At 72.6% G+C, this 21795-nt stretch carries 19 protein-coding genes and 1 riboswitch; of the genes, 6 read left to right on the top strand and 13 right to left on the bottom strand.

Features of this window, described 5'->3' with window-relative positions; all coding sequences use genetic code 11:
• Nucleotides 1-41: 41 nt before the first annotated feature.
• Nucleotides 42-2519 (bottom strand): ATP-binding protein, encoded by a 2478-nt coding sequence (locus IEZ20_RS26160; protein ID WP_229896274.1) that lies wholly within the window; start codon nucleotides 2517-2519, stop codon nucleotides 42-44.
• A gap of 543 nt (nucleotides 2520-3062) precedes the next feature.
• Here IEZ20_RS26160 and IEZ20_RS26165 point away from each other — a divergent pair.
• Genes IEZ20_RS26165 through IEZ20_RS26175 form a run of 3 tightly spaced genes read left to right on the top strand, consistent with a single transcriptional unit; the run spans nucleotide 3063 to nucleotide 5546 of the window.
• A complete protein-coding gene (locus IEZ20_RS26165; protein WP_189303013.1) occupies nucleotides 3063-3335 on the top strand; it encodes an ABC transporter permease in 273 nt (90 codons plus the stop codon).
• A 51-nt stretch (nucleotides 3336-3386) separates the two neighbouring features.
• On the top strand, nucleotides 3387-4145 hold the full coding sequence (locus tag IEZ20_RS26170) for a hypothetical protein (RefSeq protein WP_189303015.1): 759 nt from the start codon (nucleotides 3387-3389) through the stop codon (nucleotides 4143-4145).
• A 6-nt stretch (nucleotides 4146-4151) separates the two neighbouring features.
• Complete coding sequence (locus tag IEZ20_RS26175; protein WP_189303017.1) at nucleotides 4152-5546, top strand: hypothetical protein; 1395 nt, start codon at nucleotides 4152-4154, stop codon at nucleotides 5544-5546.
• 105 nt (nucleotides 5547-5651) lie between these two features.
• Here IEZ20_RS26175 and IEZ20_RS26180 read toward each other — a convergent pair whose 3' ends face one another.
• Both IEZ20_RS26180 and IEZ20_RS26185 read right to left on the bottom strand, forming a co-directional pair.
• Entirely contained in the window at nucleotides 5652-6392 is a 741-nt protein-coding gene (locus IEZ20_RS26180) for a TetR/AcrR family transcriptional regulator (RefSeq protein ID WP_189303019.1), read from the bottom strand.
• A 259-nt stretch (nucleotides 6393-6651) separates the two neighbouring features.
• A complete protein-coding gene (locus tag IEZ20_RS26185) occupies nucleotides 6652-7836 on the bottom strand; it encodes an MBL fold metallo-hydrolase (RefSeq protein WP_189303021.1) in 1185 nt (394 codons plus the stop codon).
• 404 nt (nucleotides 7837-8240) lie between these two features.
• Between IEZ20_RS26185 and IEZ20_RS26190 the strand changes: the two genes are divergently transcribed.
• Nucleotides 8241-8861, top strand: coding sequence for a TetR/AcrR family transcriptional regulator (locus IEZ20_RS26190; RefSeq protein WP_189303022.1), 621 nt, complete (start codon nucleotides 8241-8243; stop codon nucleotides 8859-8861).
• 67 nt (nucleotides 8862-8928) lie between these two features.
• Here the strand turns inward: IEZ20_RS26190 and IEZ20_RS26195 are convergent, their stop codons facing one another.
• The 3 genes from IEZ20_RS26195 to IEZ20_RS26205 form a co-directional block, all read right to left on the bottom strand.
• Nucleotides 8929-9747 carry an SGNH/GDSL hydrolase family protein gene (locus tag IEZ20_RS26195; RefSeq protein ID WP_189303023.1) on the bottom strand — a complete coding sequence of 273 codons (819 nt, stop codon included), beginning with the start codon at nucleotides 9745-9747 and terminating at the stop codon, nucleotides 8929-8931.
• Between the two features lie 116 nt (nucleotides 9748-9863).
• A complete protein-coding gene (locus IEZ20_RS26200; protein ID WP_189303024.1) occupies nucleotides 9864-10796 on the bottom strand; it encodes a M23 family metallopeptidase in 933 nt (310 codons plus the stop codon).
• A gap of 5 nt (nucleotides 10797-10801) precedes the next feature.
• A riboswitch (cyclic di-AMP (ydaO/yuaA leader) is annotated at nucleotides 10802-10955 on the bottom strand.
• Nucleotides 10956-11264: 309 nt separating this feature from the next.
• The gene (locus tag IEZ20_RS26205) at nucleotides 11265-13337 is read right to left on the bottom strand and encodes an alpha-galactosidase (RefSeq protein ID WP_189303224.1); all 2073 of its coding nucleotides are present in this window, start codon (nucleotides 13335-13337) and stop codon (nucleotides 11265-11267) included.
• A gap of 171 nt (nucleotides 13338-13508) precedes the next feature.
• On the opposite strand from IEZ20_RS26205, the gene IEZ20_RS26210 reads away from it, so the two are divergent.
• Nucleotides 13509-14306: a tyrosine-protein phosphatase gene (locus IEZ20_RS26210; RefSeq protein ID WP_189303025.1), complete on the top strand. Its 798-nt coding sequence runs from the start codon at nucleotides 13509-13511 to the stop codon at nucleotides 14304-14306.
• Between the two features lie 13 nt (nucleotides 14307-14319).
• Here IEZ20_RS26210 and IEZ20_RS26215 read toward each other — a convergent pair whose 3' ends face one another.
• The 3 genes from IEZ20_RS26215 to IEZ20_RS26225 are packed head-to-tail and all read right to left on the bottom strand — an operon-like array spanning nucleotide 14320 to nucleotide 15898.
• On the bottom strand, nucleotides 14320-15120 hold the full coding sequence (locus IEZ20_RS26215; protein WP_189303026.1) for a hypothetical protein: 801 nt from the start codon (nucleotides 15118-15120) through the stop codon (nucleotides 14320-14322).
• Between the two features lie 29 nt (nucleotides 15121-15149).
• Complete coding sequence (locus IEZ20_RS26220; RefSeq protein WP_189303027.1) at nucleotides 15150-15272, bottom strand: DUF6126 family protein; 123 nt, start codon at nucleotides 15270-15272, stop codon at nucleotides 15150-15152.
• Nucleotides 15269-15898, bottom strand: coding sequence for a helix-turn-helix domain-containing protein (locus IEZ20_RS26225; protein ID WP_189303028.1), 630 nt, complete (start codon nucleotides 15896-15898; stop codon nucleotides 15269-15271). The genes IEZ20_RS26220 and IEZ20_RS26225 overlap by 4 nt, the downstream gene beginning before the upstream one ends.
• A 138-nt stretch (nucleotides 15899-16036) precedes the next feature.
• Between IEZ20_RS26225 and IEZ20_RS26230 the strand changes: the two genes are divergently transcribed.
• Entirely contained in the window at nucleotides 16037-16312 is a 276-nt protein-coding gene (locus tag IEZ20_RS26230) for a hypothetical protein (protein WP_189303029.1), read from the top strand.
• A gap of 10 nt (nucleotides 16313-16322) precedes the next feature.
• On the opposite strand, the gene IEZ20_RS26235 is transcribed toward IEZ20_RS26230, so the two are convergent.
• Genes IEZ20_RS26235 through hpnH form a run of 4 tightly spaced genes read right to left on the bottom strand, consistent with a single transcriptional unit; the run spans nucleotide 16323 to nucleotide 21795 of the window.
• A complete protein-coding gene (locus tag IEZ20_RS26235) occupies nucleotides 16323-17708 on the bottom strand; it encodes an aspartate aminotransferase family protein (RefSeq protein ID WP_189303030.1) in 1386 nt (461 codons plus the stop codon).
• Nucleotides 17705-19603: a 1-deoxy-D-xylulose-5-phosphate synthase gene (dxs, locus tag IEZ20_RS26240; RefSeq protein WP_189303032.1), complete on the bottom strand. Its 1899-nt coding sequence runs from the start codon at nucleotides 19601-19603 to the stop codon at nucleotides 17705-17707. Before dxs ends, IEZ20_RS26235 begins: the two co-directional genes overlap by 4 nt.
• A gap of 37 nt (nucleotides 19604-19640) precedes the next feature.
• Complete coding sequence (ispG, locus tag IEZ20_RS26245) at nucleotides 19641-20768, bottom strand: flavodoxin-dependent (E)-4-hydroxy-3-methylbut-2-enyl-diphosphate synthase (RefSeq protein ID WP_189303034.1); 1128 nt, start codon at nucleotides 20766-20768, stop codon at nucleotides 19641-19643.
• A 4-nt stretch (nucleotides 20769-20772) separates the two neighbouring features.
• Complete coding sequence (gene hpnH / locus IEZ20_RS26250) at nucleotides 20773-21795, bottom strand: adenosyl-hopene transferase HpnH (RefSeq protein ID WP_189303036.1); 1023 nt, start codon at nucleotides 21793-21795, stop codon at nucleotides 20773-20775.

Below are 21795 nucleotides of genomic sequence, written 5' to 3' on the forward strand. Positions count from 1 at the left end.
GGGGGCGGGGGTGGGGCTGCGGCGCACGGGGGCGGAGGTGGTCATCCGGCCGGGGTGCTCCCGTCGGTCCGGCCGGTGCCGTGGACGCCGTCGGGCGCGGGGGCGGGGGGATGCGTCTGGGGTATGGGGGCCGGGGACATGTCTTCGTGAGACATGTCCGTGCCCGACATGTGGGTGCCCGACATGGTGGTGCCGGACATGTGGGGGCCGGACATGTGGGGGCCGGACGGGTCTCTGCCGGACATGTCTCCGCTGGACATGTGGTTCGAGGCCATGGGGGCGGGGTCCATGTGGTCGGAACCCCTGTGGTGCGCGTCCTGGTGGGGGGTGCCGGCAGGTTCCGGGCCGCCGCCGTGTTCGGGGCGTGCGCGTGTCGGCTCGGTGCTGTCGGGCGCGGAGGCCGGAAGGTGGGCGCCGTAGCGCGAGGTGTCGTAGCCCGGGGTGCCGTGGCTCGGGGTGTCGTAGCCCGGGGTGCCGTGGCTCGGGGTGTCGTACGCCGACGACGTCCCGTACCCCGGTTCCTGGTACTCCGGCTCCAGGCTCTGCTGTGCCTCGGCGAGACCGATGCCGCGCTGGAAGGCGGCCATCAGACCGGGGTCGTGGCCGACGACGGTGCCGGTGTCCTGACGGGGGGCGGGGCCGCCGCGCAGCTGGGGCACGATGTGCTCCTGGGCGCGCCGACGGGGCAGTTGGGGCTTGTCCATGGTGCCGCGCACCGTGCCGACGCGCGGGGTGGGCAGGATGCCCGTGTGTGCCTCCACCACCGCCCGGTCCTCGGCACTGACGCCGGGCACGGCGTCGGCGGGGGTGGGCCGCGCATCCTGAGCGCCGCGCACGGGCAGCGGGGGCGGGGCGGCACCGTGCCGTCCGCGCGCGCCGTTCTCGGTGCCGCGCCGCCCGGATCCGCGCTGGGCGTGCCGCCGCCGTCCGGCGCCGGTCCCGGTCTCGGAGGCGTTCCTCGTCTCGGCCCCGCCCGCAGCGGCGCCCCCGGTTCCGCCGGCGTCCCCGGTTCCCCTCGCGCTCCCGGTTCCGGCAGCGTGCCCGGTTCCGGCAACACTGCCCGCTCCGGTCGGGCTCCCTGTTCCGATCACACTGCCTGCCCCGGTGGCACTGCCTGTCCCGGTCGCGTCCCCTGTCCCGGCAGCGTCGGCGCGGCCGGGCGCGCCCCCGGTCCCCGCACCGCTCCCGGCCCCCGGCGCACTCCCGCCGTCCAGCGTCTGCGCGGGCGGCGGCACGGAGATCCCGGCGGTTCGGGAGGTTCCGGGGGTTCCGGTGACACCGGCGGCCGCGGTGGCCGTCTCCGGCACGCCCGGTGGGTTGCCCAACAGGGCCTGCGGGACCACGAGTACGGCCTGCACACCGCCGTAGATGTTGGTCTGCAGCCGCACATGGATGCTGTGCCTGCGGGCGAGCTGGGAGACGACGTAGAGGCCGATGCGGCCGTCGGCCAGCAGGCTGGCGACGTTGACCTGGTCGGGGTCGGCCAGCAGTGCGTTCATCCGGCTCTGCTCGGCGACGGGCATGCCCAGCCCGCGGTCCTCGACCTCCACGGCGAGCCCGGAGGTGACGAGGTTGGCGCGGAGCAGCACCTGGGTGTGCGGGGCGGAGAACACGGTGGCGTTCTCGATGAGTTCGGCGAGCAGGTGGATGACGTCGGCCACGGCGTGGCCGCGCAGTTCGCCGTCGATGGGAGGCACGAGCTTGACCCGGGAGTACTGCTCGACCTCGGCGATGGCGGAGCGCAGCACCTCGGTCATGCTGACCGGGTTGCTCCACTGGCGGCGGGAGACGGCGCCGCCGAGCACGGCGAGGTTCTCGGCGTGCCGCCGGATGCGGGTGGCCAGGTGGTCCACGTGGAAGAGGCCCTTGAGCAGACCCGGATCCTCGATCTCGTTCTCCAGGTCGTCGAGGATCGAGATCTCCCGGTGCACGAGCGACTGGAGCCGACGCGCGAGGTTGACGAACACCTCCAGCTTCTGTTCGCTGCCGGTCTGGCTGGAGAGCTGGGCGGCCCGTACGACGGCGGTGACGGCGCCGTCGTACGCGCGGGCCAGGTCGGCGGCGAGCAGCTCGAAGTCGTCGGCGTCCGCGGGCGGCCGGCGGCGCGGTCCGCGCTGCGGCGGGGCCTCGCCCTGGCGCAGCGCGTCGACCAGGGCGTGCAGGTCGGCCTCTCCGCGTGCGGCGGTGCGGCGGAGCGCGTCGACGCGGTCGGCGACGGAGCGGGCGGCGCGGTCGGCGGCCACGGCGGCGATCAGGATGCCGGCGACGGTCACGGTGACCGCTCCGGCGAGCACGGCCCACAGGACGGGACCGGTGCGTGCGCCGGTGGAGCGGATGCTGAAGATCACCGCGGCGGCGGAGCTGAGCGCGACCGCGAGGGGCGGCAGCACGGCGAGCCGCATGAGCTGGGGCCGTATGTGCGTTTCGGGCAGTGCGGGAGCGGGTCGCGCGACCGGCCGCCCGTGCCGGCCGCCCTCGCGGCGGTCGGCGCGGGCGGCCGGTGCTCGGAGGTGAGACATCTGCGTCCTCGTACTGGTCCGTCGGGCCTGTGTCCTCTCGCGGTGCGCGCTGCGGGCATGCGTCGATGCGGGCGTGCGTCATCGCGGCGTCGGCCGGCGGGACCGGGTCCGGCCGCGCGTCGTCCGACGGACACTCACCGTAGTTGCCCGAGCATCATGTGCGGTGGGCAGTTGACAAAGTCCCCCGAGCAGCGTCCCGCTCTGGTATGAGGCCTCGTACGAAAGTCCGATGACCGCTGCCCGACGTGCGATCGGATGCCGGTTCAGGGCGATCCGACCTGGTCAGAAGCGGTCACGAACGGAAGGGTGGACCGATCGGCACGTGCGCGCCGGGTGCACGACCGAGGAGCCCGTTCTCGCGCGGGCGACCCCTTCGCGACCGACTCCCGGACCCCGGTTCCCCGGTCCGCCGCACGCCTGATTGTCACGCTGCGTACCCGCTTTGGCCTTGACCCGGGGGACGGCCGAGCGGACACTGGTGTACGTGGTACGCGTGTTCCGTAGGCGTACCGCGGAGCCCCGTCGGCACAGAGGGGAGGCCCCATGGCCTTCCACGCGCTTCACGGACCGGGCCCGGTGCGGATGCGGTTCTGGGCGGAGACCGGACTGGGCGGCCTGTCCGGACTGCTCTTCCTCGCGACGCTGCTCCGGCCCGACTGGATCGAACTCGTCTTCGGCGTCGATCCGGACGCCGGGAGCGGGGCGGTGGAATGGCTCGTCGTCGCCGTCACCGCGCTGGTGACCGCCCTGTGCGTCCTCGGCGCGCGCCTCGAATGGCGCCGCGCCCACCCGGCCGCCGCGCACCCCCCGAGCTAGCGGCACCAGGCTGAGGCGAGCGGGAGGACCCCGTCCGCGAGGGAGGATCCCATGCCTGAAGACCTCAGCGAACTCGTCCGGAGGACTCCCCTGAGCTTCCTCGGCACGGTCGTACGGCTCGGCGACTCGCGCGTGGCGAGCGTCCCGGCCGACGACCGCACCGCCGTCGTCCGGGTCTTCGAGGTACTGCACGCGCCCGACGCGTTGAGGCGGCTCGCCGGCAGCGAGGTCACCGTGCAGCTCTCGGGGGACATCGACCCGCCGGCCGTCGGCGACGCGGCGGCGTTCTTCACCGACGGGGCGGTCTACGGCGAGGGCCTCGCCGTCAGGGAGGTGGGCCGGCTGCCCGCCGACACCGTGCGGCCGTTCGTGACCCGCGCGGCCAGGACCGCCGACGCCATGCCGTTCACGCCGGTCGAACGCGACCTGCGGGACGAGGCCATGGTCGCGCACGCCGACGAGGCGGACGCGGTCGTGGTCGGCGTCGTCGTCGGACTGCGTCAGGCGGACGGCGGGGCCGCGCCGGGCGAACGGGTATCGGAGCACGCCCCCGACTGGTGGCTCGCGGAGATCGACGTGGAGTACGTGGAGCAAGGGAACATGACTCCGGGCCCGCTCGTGGTGCTGTACCCCAACAGCCGGGACCTCCGCTGGTACGACGCCCCCAAGCCACAGCCCTCGCAGCAGGGCATGTGGCTCCTGCACACCACCGAGGGCGCACTGGCCCGATGGGCGCCCTTCCAGATCGTCCACCCGGACGACTACCAGCCGGCGCAGAGGCTCGACACTCTGCGGGCAGCACGGAGGTGACCGGGCATGCCCACGTTCACCGTCGTCGACATCACCCCGGTCGCCCTGAGCGGGGACCGCACCCAGGACGCCGAACCCAGTATCGCCGTCAACCCGCAGAACCCCCAGGAGATCGTGGTGACCGCGTTCACCCCCGACCCGATGGGAGGATCGCTCGCCCCGGTCTACGTGTCGACCGACGGCGGGCACACCTGGGTGATGCGCAGCGTCGTCCCGGGCGGAACCGCGCGGCTGGGCACCGGCGACATCTCGGTCGGATTCGCGTCCGAAGGAGGCGCCCTGTACGCGGGCATCCTCAACGCCGAGGCCTCCCTGCAGGACATCCTCCGCATGCAGATCCTGCGCTCACCGGACATCACGACGGCGGCGTCCATGGAGCTGCTGGTCAGCCGGGACCGGGTCGACCAGCCATGGGTCGAGGTCGGCAGCGTCCGGGGGGACGGCGGCGCCCAGGACCGCGTGTACGTGTCCAGCAACGACCTGGGGGTGCGCCCGAGGTCCGCCGCCGTGGACGTCTCCGGTGACGCCCGTACGGCCGCGGCGCCCGCCGGCTTCCGGCGCAACACCGTCGAGCAGCGCACCCCCTCGGGCCAGGACGGGCCGCCGGTGCGCACCGCTGTGCACCCGGACGGCACGGTGTACACGGCCTTCGAGAGCTGGACGGGCGCGACGCCCGGCGGGGGCGACATCGTGAACGTGACGCTCGACGTCGTCGTCACCCGCGACGACGACGGGGGCGTCGGCACCGACGCGTTCCAGGACCTGAAGGACGCCGACGACTCGGCCATCGGCCAGCGGGTGGCGACGGGGCGGTCCGAGCGGTTCAACGCGTTCATGGGCCAGGAGCGCCTCGGCGGCGATCTCGCGATCGCGGTGGACCCCACGGACTCGGCGAGTGTCTGGGTGGCCTGGTGCGACCGGGTCGGCAGCCAGATGGGCTGCACCCTGCACGTGCGCCACTCGACCGACCACGGGCAGACCTGGTCGTCGGACGTCCGAACCGTCACCGATGCCAAGAACCCGGCCCTGGCCGTCACCACCGACTCCCTGCTCGGGCTCGCCTACCAGCAGTTCAGGCAGCGCCAGTGGGTGACGGCGCTGGAACTGACGGCCGACGACTGGCAGACCATGCCGGAGCGGCACGTGCTCCACCAGGCGCCGGCGAACGTGCCCGTCGCGCAGTTCCTGCCGTACCTGGGCGACTACATCCGGCTGCTCGCCGTGGGCCGGGACTTCTACGGGGTGTTCTCCGGCAACAACACCCCCGACCCGGCCAACTTCCCGGAGGGGGTGACCTATCAGCGCCACGCCGACTTCGTGCACCACCAGTTGCTCGACCTGGACACCCTGGCGCGGGTGCCGGTCTCCATCGACCCGTTCTTCTTCCACCGGGCCGCGTAGGCCACCGGGCCGCAAGGCCCGCTCCGCGGTTCGAGGCGCCCGCCGGGGCGGGCGCCTCGAACCATGTGCGGGCGTCCGGGTGCGGGCGTCCGGGTGCGGGCGCGCTCAGGAGGCCCCGCGGTCGTAGAAGGCGTCGAGGGGGGCCTCGGGCATGCGGCTGAGCAGGCTGTCGAGGCCGTCCGTCAGCTCGCGTTCGTCGTCGTACTCGGCGAAGCGCGGGACGAGGGCGCGCAGCCGTGGATAGTCGGCGGCGGGCAGCCGGTGCAGGCCGAGCCGCAGGACGGGGTCGGGCTCCTCCGGGTTGTCGACGAGCTGGCGCTTGTCCACGAGCAGACAGCCGAGGGACCAGGAGACGAAGGTGCGGTAGATCGTCAGCGCGGTGCGGTCGTCGAATCCGGCGCGGGCGAGCACGGCGAACACGTGCTCGGTGAGCTGGAGCCAGGGCTCGGGCCGCCGGGCCACGGGCACGCTGAGCGGGCGGACGGCGACCACGGGGAGAACCTCCGGGTGGGCGTGCACGACGCAGGCGACCGCCCGCGCCACGCGCCGCAGTTCGGTGCGCCAGGCCGGTTCGGCGGCGGAGGGCGGGTCGGTGCGGGCCCGCTCGACCGAGGTCCGCAGCCGTTCGTTGACTTCGGCGAAGAAGGCCTCCACCAGGCCGTCGAGCAGTCCTTCCTTGCCGTCGGTGTACCGGTAGAGGGCCATCGGCTCCACACCCAGGTCCGCCGCGAGGCGGCGCATGGTCAGGGCGGCGAGGCCCTCCCGGTCCACGAGGGCGACGGCCGCGGCGAGCACCACGGGGCGGCTCAGCCGCCGTCGCCTCTCCGGTTTGCCGCGCTCTGCCATGGCCGCACTCCGCGTACAACGTACATTTCATCCATCATCGTACGTTTTATCCGCGGAAAGGGAGCGGTATCCCGGCCTCCGGAGACGGTGAGCTGGGGTGGGACCGGGAGGGGCGGGACCGCCGGGCCAGGGCCGGACCGGGGCGGGGCCGGACCGGGGCGGGGCCGGACCGGGGCGGGGCCGGACCGGGGCGGGGCCGGACCGGGGCGGGGCCGGACCGGGGCGGGGCCGGACCGGGGCGGGGCCGGGAGCCGCGGGCTCAGTGCGCGTGGCCGCCGGTGCCGCGCGCGGGCGGCTCCGCGACGAAGGCACCGACCGAGCGCCAGGTGCGCCGGACCTCCCCGGACACGCCTCGCCACCACGCCTCGGCCGGCAGCTTGCCGGCGGGTTCGAAGGGCTCGCCCGGCCGGGGCAGGGCCACGGCCTGGCCGGCTTCCTCGGCGACCTCCTTGGTCCACTCCCCCGGCTCGGCCCACGGGTGCGGTGCGAGGTTGAAGGTGCCCCAGTGGATCGGGAGCAGCACGCCGTGCGGCGCTCCGCCCTGCAGGTCGAGGTGGGCGCGCAGGCCCTCCTCGGGCGTCATGTGGATGTCGGGCCAGAACTCGCTGTAGGCGCCGATCTGGATCATCGTGGCGTCGAACGGGCCGTGTGCGGCACCGATGTCCGTGAAGCCGTCGAAGTAGCCGGTGTCGCCGCTGTGGTAGATGCGGTGTTCGTCGCCGGCGACGGTCCAGGACGCCCAGAGGGTGTGCTGGGTGTTGCGGAGCCCGCGGCCGCAGAAGTGGCGGGCCGGGGTGGCGGTGAGGGTGAGCCCGCCGATGCGGGTGGACTCGTGCCAGTCGAGTTCGCGCAGCCGGTCCGGGGAGACGCCCCAGTGCTCCAGGTGGGCGCCGACGCCGAGCGGAACGGCGAACAGGGTGTCCGTTCCGGCCAGCGCCTTGACGGTGGGCAGGTCCAGGTGGTCGTAGTGGTCGTGCGAGATGACGACGACGTCGACGGGACCGAGCGCGGCCAGCGGCAGCGGCGCCGGGTGCAGCCGCTTGGGGCCGGCGAACGGGAACGGGGAGCAGCGCTCGCCCCAGACCGGGTCGAACAGGACCCGGTGGCCGTCGATCTCGGCGAGCACGCTGGAGTGGCCCATCCAGGTCAGCCGCAGTCCCGTCGCGGGCGGCTTGGCCAGGTCGGCGAAGGTCGTGGGGTGGACCGGGACGGTGCCCTGGGGGGCGCGCAGCGGCCGGGTTTCCTTGTCCAGGAAGACCTTGGCGAGGTCCATCGTGGAGCCGGACGGCCGGGTGCGGGCGGGGCCACCGGGGTTCCGGAAGACGCCGTTCTCGAAGTGGGGGGAGCGGCGGATGCGTGCCAGGCGCTCACCGCCCGGGTCCGCGCCGAAGGCGGCAGGCCGCAGCGCGCGGAGTCCGGTGCTCGCAGAGCGCAGACCGGTCACGGTACCTCCCGGTGGAGTGGGTGAGGCCCTCCATTATGAACGGCTCCTCCGACAGTCCGGACGGTCGGCCCCCGCGACGGCCCGGCGCCCGGCGCCCGGGGCCGACCGTCCGGGGCCGGGGTCCGGCCCGCACCGCTGACCAGCGGTGAGCCGCCGTGTCCCGCTCGGCGGCGCGCAGTCGGCGGCGCGGCCACGGGACCGCCGGCCGCGCGGTGCCGCGCCCGGGCGACCGTGAACTGCCGGGCGCGGCCCGGGTGTCCGGGAGTGCGGGGTGCTGCCGACCGTGCACGACCTGGTCCGGCGACCGGTTGCCCGTGATCGCGGAACGCGTCGACGGGTCTCGGTGACCGACCGCTTGTGACCGGCAGCGTTCGCATGCGATCGACTACGACTAGGGTGAGCGCGTGGCGAGAGTGCGGTTGAGCGTGGCGGAGCGGCGGGAGGAGCTGCTGCGGGCAGCCATCGGGCAGATCGAGGCGCGGGGTGTGGCGGCGGTGCGGATCGCCGACGTGGCCGCGTCGCTCGGGGTGAGCAACGCGCTGGTGCTGTACCACTTCTCCACCAAGGAGAAGCTGGTCGCCGCCGCGTTCACGTACGCGGCCGAAGACGACCTCGCGCACCTGCGCAAGGTGGTGGGCCGGCGGACCACCGCCCTGCGCCGGCTGCGGGCCGCGGTGCGCTGGTACGCGCCGACGGGGCAGGCCAAGGGCTGGCGGCTGTGGATCGAGGGCTGGGCCGTGGCCCTGCGCGAGCCCGCCCTGCGGGAGGTCACCCGGGAGTTGGACAAGCAGTGGAAGGCGGCGATCGCGCAGGTCATCGCCGAGGGCGTCGCGGACGGTGAGTTCGCGTGCGCGGACCCGGCCGGTACGGCGTTGCGGCTGACCGCGCTGCTGGACGGGCTGGCGGTGCAGCTGACGTCGTACCCGGGCGCGGTGGCCCGGTCCCGGGCGCAGGAGTGGGTGGACGAGGCCCTCGCGCGGGAACTGGGCCTCAGCCGGAAGGCGTTGACCGAACGGGAGCGGTGAGCGCGCGCCCCGCCCGCGCCCCGGACCGCGCGGTCGGGCGGCACGGACGGGGGCGCGGGCGGCGGTGTCAGGCCACGGAGGCGATGCGCAACTTGATGTCGTCCGGAGACAGCGTGCCCTTGGCGGTCACATGGTCCCCGGAGGACTCGCCGCGCAGCCGGCGCCCGATCCAGGGGACGAGGTACTCACGGGCCCACTGGACGTCGTCGCGGCGGATGTCCAGGGTGCCCCGGGGCGGCAGCGGCGGCCACGGCTGCTCCGGGTCGGCCGGCACCTCCAGGCCGAGGACCTGCCCGGCGCGCAGCGCCACGCGCGTGTGGCCCTCCGGCGACAGGTGCAGCCGGTCGCTGTCCCAGGCCCTGCGGTCCTGCACGGACTTCAGGGACCACAGGTCGAGGACGGGACAGCCGTACCGGTCCGCGATGGCCCGGACGTGTCCGTTGTAGGTGGCGATCTTGCCACGCAGGTGCTTGAGTACCGGGACGCCCCGGGTGTCGAAGCCCGTCGTCACCATCACCGTGCCGGCGACCTCGGCCAGCCGGGCCACGGCGCGCTCGAAGCGCTCGGCGACCTCGTCCGGGTCGGTGCCGGGGCGGATGATGTCGTTGCCGCCCGCACAGAAGGAAACCAGGTCCGGGGCCAGTTCGACGGCCTTCGGGAGCTGGTCGGCCACGATCTGGTCCAGCAGCTTCCCGCGCACGGCGAGATTGGTGTACCGGAAGTCGCCCTCGGGGCGCCGGTCGGCGAGCAGCACCGCGAAGCGGTCGGCCCAGCCTACGAACGCCCCGTCGGGCCCGGGGTCGCCGACGCCCTCGGTGAAGCTGTCCCCCACCGCCACGTACGACCCGATCGCTGATGTGTTGTCATTCTTCGAATCGTCTGCCACGTCGGACCATGATTCACCTTCCGATGTGACTTACGCGACCGTAGGCAGGGGTTGACGAACGGTGAGATGAGACACCCTTAAATAATTTGCCAATCCAGGAATAGGCGGGGCGGGTGTCAGCCGACGGCGACCCCGTGCGCGCGGAGGTAGGCGACCGGGTCCACGTCCGAGCCGTAGTCGGGCGTGGTGCGGATCTCGAAGTGCAGGTGCGGGCCGGTCACGTTGCCGGTGGCGCCGGACAGGCCGACCCGCCGGCCCGCGGTCACGGTCTGGCCGGCCGAGACGGAGAGCTGCGAGAGGTGGGCGTACTGGGCGTAGTGGCCGTCGTTGAGCCTGAGGACGACCTGGTTGCCGTACGCCCCGCCCCAGCCGGCGGAGACGACGGTGCCCGCGGCGACGGCCCTCAGGGGGGTGCCGGTCGGGACGACGAAGTCGACGCCGGTGTGGTGGCCGCTGGACCACATGCTGCCGGCGACGTGGTAGCCGGTGCCGATGGTGGCGCCGGCCACCGGCAGGGTGTAGCCGGCGGAGGCGGTCTGCGCGGCGCCGGAGCCGGAGAACTCGGAGGTCTGCGAGGCCTGGCCGCCCTGCGCTGCCCTGGGGGTCTGCGGGGCCCGGCCGGCCGGGGAGGTCCGGGCGGGCTTCGGGGCGGCGGGCTCGGTGCGGGCCGGTGCCGCCTGCGCGCCGAGGGTGAGCTTCAGGCCCGGGTGGATGAGCGCCGGGTCGGCGCCGACGGCCTGCCGGTTGTCGTCGTAGAGCCGCTGCCAGCCGCCGTCGACCCGCTGCTCCTCGGCGATCTTCGAGAGGCAGTCGCCGCTGCGCACGGTGTAGGTGCGCGCGCCCGCGTCCCGCTGGGCGGCGGTCTGCTGCGCGGCGTTCGGGAGGGACTGCACGGCCGCTCCGGAAACGGGCTGCGCGGGGGTCGCGGCGTGCGCTCCGGTGGTCCCGACGAGCGGGAGGGCCAGGGCGGCTCCGCCGGTTCCGGCGACGGCGAGGGAGCGGGAGAAACGCGGGGTCTTGGGACGTCGGTGCTTACCCTTGGCGGGCATGGCGCAGTTCCTCTCCGGCGCCTGCGAGGTCAGCTGCCGGGTTCGGGCTGGAGCTGCCCGGCCGTGCGCCGCACGGCTGCACCCCTGGCCTGTCGCGGAGACTGGGACAGGCAGTCGTACCTGGTGGGTCCCCCGCTCCTGCCGACGCGGGTCATGTGTGCGGAGTCCGGGCGGCGACAGGATGCGGCGTTCCGTCCGGACGGGATCGGAACGTAAGCGAGCGGGACGCGGCGGAACAAGCAGCCGGTTCCCGGTGTTCGTGTCCCGGGTGATCGAATGCGGGAATTCGCGGTCACCCAGCGTGAATTCCCGCGCCTTCGTCCTGTCGATTTCCCTTTTCGGTCCGAGCCTTACGTGGACATGACGTGCGACGCTCGGTCACGGCTATGACGCTCCTCACGCCACACTCCCCAGAGGCCATTGATTCCGCAACAAGCCGGAAGGAAGGGCTGAATCCGGGCAGGGGGATCATAGGCGGCGCAGCCGGACAACCGTCGCATCCAGGTCACCCTTCAGGCCGGTGCGCAGTCCGTGGTGCAGCAGGACCGCACCCCGGTGCACTTCGCCCGTTTCACGGCATTCGTACGATGCTGTCGGGTCGAGTCCGCGCAGCCGTACCGCCGGCACCGGCTCGCCGTGGCTCTGGGCCTGCAGCCAGGCGAGGACGACGGTCTCCCCGCCCCGGAGGTACTGGACGGCGCTCAGGCCGCCCGTCGGGGGCCGCAGCCGGTACAGCTCGCCGTGCTGCACGACCGGGCGGATCTCCTTGTACAGCTCCACCCAGCGCCGGGCCTCGGCCCGCTCCTCCGCGCTCCACTCCGTCAGGTCGCCGCCGACCCCGAGCACGCCGGCCATGGCGCTGACGAACCGGAAGCGCAGCGAGCTGACCCGGCCGTTGAGCTGGGTGTTGGGGCTGTCGGTGACCCAGGCCGCCATCACGCGGGCGGGATGGATCTGGGTGAAGCCGTGCTGGATGGCGAGCCGGTCCAGCGGGTCGGTGTTGTCGGAGGTCCACACCTGGTCGGTGCGGCTCAGCACCCCGAGGTCGATCCGGCCGCCACCGCCGGAGCAGGACTCGAAGGCGACCTGGGGGTGAGCCGTGCGCAGCCGGTCCAGCAGGGCGTACAGGCCGCGGACGTGGTCCACCCACAGGCGCTGCGGGTACGGCTCCCCGGGCCAGCCGGCGTCGGTGAAGCAGCGGTTGAAGTCCCACTTCACATAGTCGATCGGGGCGCTGGAGAGCAGGGCGTCCAGCTGTTCCCAGAGGTACTCCCGGACGTCCTCGCGCGCGAGGTTGAGCACGAGCTGGTTGCGCAGTTCCGTCCGTTTTCGCCCCGGCTGGTACTGCACCCAGTCGGGGTGGGCGCGGTACAGGTCGCTGTCCGGGTTGACCATCTCGGGCTCCACCCAGATGCCGAACTGCATGCCCAGTCCGTGCACCTGGTCGGCGAGGGGCTTCAGGCCGCGCGGGAAGCGGTCCGGGTTGGGCGTCCAGTCGCCGAGGCCGGCGCGGTCGCTGGTGCGGGCGCCGAACCAGCCGTCGTCCACCACGAACAGCTCGACCCCGATCTCGGCGGCCCGGCGGGCGAGGGCGAGCTGCTGCTCCTCGGAGATGTCGAAGAACGTGGCCTCCCAGGAGTTGAACAGCACGGGCCGGTCCCGCTCGGCCTCCGGGATGACGTACGCGCGCTGGTAGGCGTGCCAGGCGCGGCTCGCACCGCCGAAACCGCCGTCGCTCCACAGGCCCGCGAAGACCGGGGTGGTGTACGACTCCCCGGGCGCGAGGAGCAGCAGGCCCGAGTCGTCGTAGCCGGCGCCGCCGGTGATCTGCACGCGCGCGTCCGGGAGTTGGGCGACGGCGATGCGCCAGGAGCCGGACCAGCCGAGCGCGCAGCCGTAGACCTCGCCGCGCTCCTCGGTGGCGTCGGTGTCGAGGGCGACCCAGGGCAGGTGCTGGTGTCCGGTGTGGCCGCGGCGGCTGCCGATGACCTTCTCGCCGTAGGTGAGGGGCGCGGTGGTGAGCCGGGACTCGGCGGCCCAGCGGCCGTGCAGCTGGGACAGCCGCCACCCCTCGCGGTCGGGCAGGGTCCAGGTGGCCGCGTCGGCCCGCAGCAGCTCCACGCGCGCGTGGCCGCCGTTCTCGACGGTCACCCAGCGCTCGACCACGTCGCCGCGCATCCGGTAGTGCAGTGTGATCCCCACGCCGTCGTCGTCGAAGCGCAGCCGCAGCGCGCCGCCCTCGGTGTCGTACGACAGGAAGCGCCACTCGGTGCCGCGCCGCTCCTCGGTGCGGACGGACAGGGCGGGGCGGACGAAGCGGGGACCGCCCTCGACCGGGTACTCCTCGCGGCCGTCGAGGGGGGACTCGAAGGGCCGGTAGCCGGGCAGGGGGCGCTCGGCGAGAGCCTCGGCGTCGGGGAGGGCGATCCGTGGACCCCAGTGCAGGTGGAGCAGCTCGTCCGCGTCGGTGAGATGCAGGGCGTAGCTGCTGCCCGGGCCCAAAAGGAGCCAGGTACGACCGTCTTCGGCGATGTCCACCATCGAGACCTCACAGGTGCCAACAGATCCGCGCAAGTGCCAACATCATCGAGGGCCGGGAACCCGGTGTCCATGCCTGTGGACAACTCATTGCCCGAGGAAATCGATGTCGTATGGTCGTCAGAGCGCCCGCCGGCGAGCCGTGACGGCGGGGAACGACCGGGAGGAGCCCCCGTGACGCAGCAGGTCCCGTCGACCGAGCCGGAGCTGGCCGGAGTGCGCAATTTCCGTGACGTGGGCGGCCTGCCGACCTCGGACGGGCGGCGGGTGCGGTACGGCGTGCTGTTCCGCAGCGGTCACCTGGCGCACGCGACCGACGAGGACGCGGCCTTCCTCGCCTCCCTGGGCCTGCACACGATCTTCGACTTCCGCAACGCGGCCGACCAGAAGCTGGAGGGGCCCGACGTCGAGCTGCCCGGCGTGCGGAACGTGAACCTTCCGCTGAGCGACCCGGCGGACGGCGCCGAGTTCTGGCAGATGGTCCGCGACGGCGACCTCGACCAGCTGCGCGCGATCCTGGACGACGGCAAGGGCGCGGCCCGGATGATCGCCTCCTACCGGAAGATCGTCAAGGAGCGCACCGCCGAGCACTCCCGGGTGCTGCACGCGCTCGCCGAGGACAGCGTGCCCGCGCTGATGCACTGCGCGGCCGGCAAGGACCGCGCGGGCATCTCGATAGCGGTGACGCTCCTGGCCCTGGGGGTGGAACGGGACGCGATCCTCGCCGACTACCTGGAGTCGGCCGCCAAGCACCGCCGCTACAAGGTCCGGCGCAGCGGCAGCGCGGACACCGCGTACACCCCCGAGGTGATGGAGCTGCTCAACCCGCTCTTCGACGCCCGCGCGGAGTACCTGGAGGCGGCCTTCGCGAGCATCGAGCACACCTGGGGCGACACCGACACCTACCTGACCCGGGGCCTGGGTCTGTCCCCCGACTCCCGCGAGCGCCTGCGCGCACGCCTGCTGGACTGACGGGACGGCACGCTCAGGGAGCCCAGGGCAGGCGGACGGCCTCGATCTCGGCGTCGTGCAGCAGGGTCTCGACCAGCACGGCGGGGCCCGACACCTTGGTGGCCCACAGGTCGTAGTCGGTGCACAGGACCCAGGAGCGGTCCTCGGCCCAGAGGTTGGACGGGCTGAAGTCGGCCTCGGGGTTGTCGTACAGGGCGGCGGCGTCGCCGAGCCGGCCGATGCGTACGTGCGGGTGGTCGAAGTCCGCGTCCCTCAGCATCAGCGGGTTGTAGTAGGCCAGACAGCGGGTGTCCGGGCCCTGCGGGCTGTGCTCGGTGAGGATGCCGGTCAGCCGGTTCCAGGTCTCACGGTCCAGGCTGCCCTCGGTGGGCGGCGTGATCCGCAGCGGCCAGCTGCCGTCCGTCTTGGCCGACGGGAAACACCGGTACGACGGCAGCAGCCCCTGGGGCACCAGCGGGTCGCCGGTGCGTGCGGCCAGTTCCGCCCAGCGCAGCCGCCGCCAGCCGGGTCCGGGGTGCTCGGCCCGGCCCAGACCGCCGCCGGTCGCCGTCCCCACGCCGGTGAGGTCGATCCCGCCGACGACCTCCCGTCCGGCCCCGCTCTCCGCCGCGCGGGCCCGGTGGTACGCGTCGTACGTCACGTCGGCCGGAAGCCGGTCGTGCTCGTACATGGCGCCCAGCACCCAGACCGCGTCCGGCAGTGGCGGCGGCATGAACCCGGTGACACCGTCGCCGGCCAGCTCGCGCAGCCAGTCGGCCGTGCGGGGCGAGGCGAGCGGCCAGCGGGCGGTGACCGGGTCGGACGTCTCGGGCATCCGCCCATCCTGTCACGCGCCGCGCCGCGTCAGCCCTTGCCGCCCAACGCGAACAGCAGGTAGAGGAACGCGGCCAGGACGTGCCCCAGGGCGATGTAGATGATCAGCCGGACCCACAGGGAACGGGGGAACTTGGTCTCGTAGTCGCTCATGGCAGCTCTCCGGTCAGCGGGCCCAGGCACAGCGTGGCCGTGGGGCTCTGCAGCAGGGTGTGGACGAACAGCAGCTCCACGCCGTCGTGGTCCTCGGCGGCGAGGCGGTGCGGGGTGAGTGAGTCGAAGTGCGCGCTGTCACCGGGTCCGAGCAGGTGGGCGGTGTCGCCGAGCCGGAGCCGGAGCCGCCCCTTGAGGACGTACAGCCACTCCTCGCCGGGGTGGACGCGCACGATGTCGCCCTGCGAGCCGTACGGCACCCGCACCCTCAGGGCCTGCATGCCGCGGCCGGGCGCCCCGGCCTGGACGTACGTCCAGCCGCCCGCCCGGGTCGGCTCCATGTCGGCGGCCCGTACGATCGCGTCCCGGTCGGCGACCGTCTCGCCGAGCAGCTCGGAGACGGTCGTACCGTAGATACGGGCGAGCGCCAGGAGCATCGGCAGCGAGGGCTGGCGGTGCCCGGTCTCCAGGCGGGACAGATGGGCCGGGGAGAGCCCGGCGGCGCGGGCCGCGGCCTCCAGTGTGAGCCCCGCGCGCCGGCGCAGGGCGCGCAGCTGCGGCGCGACGGCGTGCAGACCCTCGTCCGGGGCCGGAGCCGCCGGCGGACCGGCGTCTGAGGCGTTCATGCCTCCATTGAGCCCGAGTCTTGCCTCTCGGGCAATTTTTTTGCCTGCCAGGCAAAGCGATGGCCGGGCCGCCGGTCCGCACCCCGCCCTGTTACGATCGAGCCCAGGATTTGAACACGTTCAAACCACGGGGGTCTCATGCCTGCGAACACCGCACCCGACCGAGCCGACTCACCCGCCGGCGCCCTCGGCCCGACCGCGCTCGTGCTGGGCGCCATGGCCGCCGCATGCATGTGGCCCACGCTCATGCTGCTGCCGGTGATGTTCCTCGCCGGAGGGCTCGCCGTCACGTTCGGCCTGATGGGCGCCCATTACGCCCGCCGTGGCATCGGCCGGATGGGGACCGCCGTGACGGGAGCCGTCCTGGGCGCGACCGGGCTGCTCTTCCCCTTCGTACTCCTTCTGGCCCCCTAAGGACGGGTCCTCAGCGGTTCGCCACCGCCTGCTTGATCAGGGTCTTGCCGAAGTCCCACATCAGGCCGCCGCCGCTGTGCGCGTCGTCCATCACCGCGGTGAAGGCGTCCACGAACCGGTCGACGTCGGCCTCGTCCACCACCAGCGGCGGGATCAGCTTGATCACTTCGAGGTGGTCGCCGGAGACCTGGGTGAGGATCCGGTGCTTCTGCAGCAGCGGTACGACGACCATCTGCGCGAACAGGCCCTTGCGCGCCGCCTGCAGCATGGTCCAGCGACCGCGCAGCTTCAGCGAGGAGGGCTTGCCGAACTCGATGCCGATCATCAGGCCCCGGCCGCGGACGTCGGCGAGCAGTTCGTAGGTGTCGATCAGCGCGGCGAGCCGGGACTTCAGCCGCTCGCCCGTGCGGCGCACGCCGGCGACGATCTGCTCGTTCTCCATCACCGACAGCACGGCCAGGCCGCACGCCATCGCCTGGGCGTTGGACCCGAAGCTCGCCGAGTGCACCAGCACGCGGTCCATGGACGAGTAGACCTTCTTGAAGATCCACTCCTTGCCGAGGGTGGCGCCGACGGGCACGTAACCGCCGGACAGGGCCTTGGCCACGCACACCAGGTCCGGCTCGACGCCGTCCTCGTGCTGGTAGGCGTAGAAGTCGCCGGTACGGCCGAGGCCGGTCTGCACCTCGTCGGCGATGAGCAGCGCCTTGTGCCGGTGCAGCAGCTCCTGCGCGGCCCGCAGATAGCCGGGCGGCGCCTCGTGCACGCCCTTGCCCTGGATCGGCTCCACGATCAGCGCGGCGACGTCTCCCTTCGCCAGCTCCCGTGCCAGGGCGTCGAGGTCACCGAGCGGTACGGCGGTGTCGGGCAGCAGCGGGGCGAAGCCGTCCCGGAAGCCGCGCTCGCCGTTGACCGACAGCGAGCCGGTGGTCAGCCCGTGGAAGGCGTGGTCGCAGTAGAGGACGCGCGGCTTGCCGGTGGCGTACCGGGCGAACTTCAGGGCCGTCTCCACCGCTTCGGTGCCGCTGTTGCCGAAGAACACCCGGTCCAGGTGCGGACTGTGGGCCAGCAGACGCTCGGCGAGCAGGCCGGGCAGCGGCTGGCAGTCGAAGCGGGTGAGGTCGGCGAGGTCCAGGTCCAGCACGTCGTGCAGCGCCTTGCGGACGACCGGGTGGTGGCGGCCCAGGCCCATCACCCCGAACCCGGCGAGCATGTCCAGGTAGTCGTTGCCGTCCGCGTCGAAGAAGTGCGCTCCCTCGGCACGCTCGTAGACCTTGTCGAAGCCGATGGTGTGCAGCATGCGCGGCAGTTGCGGGTTGAGGTGCCTGGCGTGCAGCTCGTAGCGTTCGGCTCCGCGCTCGGCGAGCAGGGCGCCGAGGTCGAACTCGGTGGTCATTCACTCTCCTTGGCTGTGCCGTCGACGTCCTTGACGGCCAGGCTCGCGCTGATCCGCCCGGCGATCTCGACGGGCGTGAGACCGATGTCGGCCAGCACCTCGCTCCGCTTGGCGTGCGGGAGGAACTGCTCCGGGATCCCGAACCGCCGCACCGGCACGTCCACATCGGCATCGCCGAGGGCCAGGGCGACGGCCGAACCGACGCCCCCGGCACGGCTGTTGTCCTCGACCACGGCCACCAGCCGGTGTCCGGCCGCGAGGCCGGGCAGCTCGGGGTCGACGGGCTTGACCCAGCGCGGGTCGACCACCGTGCAGCCGATCCCGCGGGCCTGGAGCAGCTCGGCGGCCTGGAGGCACACGGAGGCCATCACGCCGACGGCCACCAGCAGCACCTGCGGGCGTTCGTCGCGGTGCAGGACGTCCATGCCGCCGACCCGGTCGACGGCCGGGACGCGCGGGCCGACGGTCTCCTTCGGGAAGCGGACCAGGGTGGGCGCGTCGTCCACGGCGACTGCCTCGCGCAGCTGGGCGCGGAGCTGGTCGGCGTCGCGCGGGGCGGCGATCCTGAGGCCGGGGACGACCTGGAGGACGGACATGTCCCACATGCCGTTGTGGGAGGCGCCGTCGGTGCCGGTCACGCCGGCCCGGTCCAGGACGAAGGTCACCCCGCAGCGGTGCAGGGCGACGTCCATCAGCAGCTGGTCGAAGGCCCGGTTGAGGAAGGTGGCGTAGACGGCGACGACCGGGTGCAGCCCGCCGGTGGCGAGGCCCGCCGCGGAGACGGCCGCGTGCTGCTCGGCGATGCCCACGTCCCACACCCGGTCCGGGAAGCGCTCGGCGAACTTCCCCAGGCCGACCGGGTGCAGCATGGCCGCCGTGATCGCCACGACGTCCTCGCGCTCCTGGCCGATCCGCACGATCTCGTCGCCGAACACCGACGTCCAGGAAGGGCCGCCCGGCGGGGTGAGCGGCTCGCAGGTGAGCGGGTCCATCACGCCGACGCTGTGGAAGTGGTCCTCCTCGTGCGCGAGGGCGGGCTCGTAGCCGCGGCCCTTCTCGGTGAGGCAGTGGACCAGGACGGGGCCGTGGAAGCGTTTCGCGCGGCGCAGCGCGGACTCGACGGCCTTGACGTCGTGGCCGTCGATCGGACCGAGGTACTTCAGACCCAGGTCCTCGAACATGCCCTGCGGCGCGAAGGCGTCCTTGAAACCCTTCTTGGCGCCGTGCAGGGACTCGTAGAGGGTCCCGCCGACGACCGGGGTGCGCTGCAGGACCTCCTTGCCCCAGGCGAGGACCTTCTCGTAGCCGTCGGTGGTGCGCAGCGTGGCCAGGTGGTTGGCGAGGCCGCCGATGGTGGGCGCGTAGGAGCGCTCGTTGTCGTTGACGACGATGATCAGCGGCCGGTCCCGGGCCGCGGCGATGTTGTTGAGCGCCTCCCAGGCCATGCCACCGGTCAGCGCGCCGTCGCCGATGACCGCGACCACATGCCCCTTGCCGCCCTGCACCTGGCGGGCCTTGGCGAGGCCGTCGGCCCAGCCCAGTGCGGTCGAGGCGTGGCTGTTCTCGATGACGTCGTGCTCGGACTCCTCGCGCGAGGGGTATCCGGACAGCCCGCCCTTGCCGCGCAGCTTCGAGAAGTCCTGACGGCCGGTCAGCAGCTTGTGCACATAGCTCTGGTGGCCGGTGTCCCACAGGATCCGGTCGGCCGGTGACTCGAAGACCCGGTGGAGGGCGACGGTCAGTTCCACCACGCCCAGGTTGGGGCCGAGGTGACCGCCGGTCCTCGACACCGCGTGCACCAGGAACTCACGTATCTCCTCGGACAGTTCGCCGAGTTCCGCCTCGGACAGCGCCTTCAGGTCGCGTGGTCCCCGGATCCTCTCCAGAATGGTCACGCTCGGGCCCCCTCTCGGTCCGTGCCTCTGCCTCAACTCACCTGTCTGCGGGGCTCGTCCGCTCGGCGATCTTCATGGCCTCCTCGATGAGGGTCTCCACGATCTTGGACTCGGGAACGGTCTTGACGACCTCGCCCTTGACGAAGATCTGCCCCTTGCCGTTGCCGGAGGCGACCCCGAGGTCGGCCTCCCGCGCCTCCCCCGGACCGTTGACCACACACCCCATCACCGCGACCCTGAGCGGTACCTCCATGCCGTCCAGGCCCGCGGTGACCTCCTCGGCGAGCTTGTAGACGTCCACCTGGGCCCGGCCGCAGGACGGGCAGGAGACGATCTCCAGGCGCCGCTGCCGCAGCCCCAGGGACTGGAGGATCTGGATGCCGACCTTGACCTCCTCGGCGGGCGGGGCGCTCAGCGAGACCCGGATGGTGTCGCCGATGCCCTGGGAGAGCAGGGCGCCGAAGGCGACCGCCGACTTGATCGTGCCCTGGAAGGCGGGGCCGGCCTCCGTCACGCCCAGGTGCAACGGGTAGTCGCACTGCTCGGCGAGCTGGCGGTAGGCCTCGATCATCACGACCGGGTCGTTGTGCTTGACGGAGATCTTGATGTCCCGGAAGCCGTGCTCCTCGAACAGCGAGGCCTCCCACAGCGCGGACTCGACCAGCGCCTCCGGGGTCGCCCTGCCGTACTTCCGGAGCAGGCGGCGGTCCAGGGAGCCGGCGTTGACGCCGATGCGGATCGGGGTGCCGTGGTCCTTGGCGGCCCGCGCGATCTCCTTGACCTTGTCGTCGAACTGCTTGATGTTGCCGGGGTTCACGCGGACCGCGGCGCAGCCGGCCTCGATGGCCGCGAACACGTACTTCGGCTGGAAGTGGATGTCCGCGATCACCGGGATCTGGGACTTGCGCGCAATGGTCGCGAGGGCGTCCGCGTCGTCCTGCGTGGGGCAGGCGACGCGGACGATCTGGCAGCCGGACGCGGTGAGCTCCGCGATCTGCTGCAAGGTGGCGCCGATGTCCGACGTACGGGTCGTCGTCATCGACTGCACCGACACCGGGGCCCCGCCCCCGACCGCCACCGGCCCGACCTGGATCTGCCGCGACACCCGCCGCGGCGCGACCGGACGGGCCGGTACCCCGGGAACGCCCAAGGGGACGGCGGTCATCGCGTCAGTCCCGGTTTCCGGAGACGGTCTCGCGCATCGCCCGCAGGGACTCCTTCAGGGAGCCCATGGTGGCGAGGACCGCGGTGGGCTCGTACCCGCAGTGCGCCATGCAGTTGTCGCAACGCGGGTCCTTGCCGCGCCCGTACTTGTCCCAGTCGGTCTCCTCGACCAGCTCCCGGTACGTCGGCACGTACCCGTCGCTCATCAGGTAGCAGGGGCGCTGCCAGCCGAAGAGGGAGTAGTTCGGGATCGCCCACGCGGTGCACGGGAAGTCGACCTTGCCCTCCAGGAAGTCCAGGAAGAGCGGGGAGTGGTTCAGCCGCCACTTCTTGCGGTTGCCGCCCGCGAAGGCCTTCTTGAACAGCTCGCGGGTCTGCTCGACACCGAGGAAGTGATCCTGGTCGGGTGCCTTCTCGTAGGCGTAGGCGGGCGAGATCATCATCTCGTCGACCTTGAGGTCGTCGTTGAGGAAGTTGAGCACCTCGATGATGGTCTGCGGGGTGTCGGTGTTGAAGAAGGTGGAGTTGGTGGTCACCCGGAAGCCGCGCCGCTTGGCCTCCTTGATGGCCTCCACCGCCTCGTCGAAGACGCCTTCCTTCGCCACGGACTCGTCGTGCCGCTCACGCAGCCCGTCGATGTGCACGGCGAAGGCGAAATAGGGCGAGGGGGTGAACTTGTCCATCTTCTTGCGCAGCAGCATCGCGTTGGTGCACAGGAACACGTACTTCTTCCTGGCCACCAACTGCCGCACGATCTCGTCGATCTGAGGGTGCATCAGCGGCTCGCCGCCGGCGATGGAGACCATCGGCGCACCGGACTCCAGCACCGCGCCCACCGCCTGGGCGACCGGCATGCGCTGCTTGAGCACCCCGGCCGGGTGCTGGATCTTGCCGCAGCCCTCGCACTTCAGATTGCAGGCGAACAGCGGTTCCAGTTCCACGATGAGCGGGAACTTGTCCCGCTTGCGGAGCTTCTGTTCAGCCAGGTATGTAGCGACCTTGATGGACTGGCGCAACGGCATGGCCAT

The organism is Streptomyces cinerochromogenes (genome assembly GCF_014648635.1).
Lineage (GTDB): Bacteria > Actinomycetota > Actinomycetes > Streptomycetales > Streptomycetaceae > Streptomyces > Streptomyces cinerochromogenes.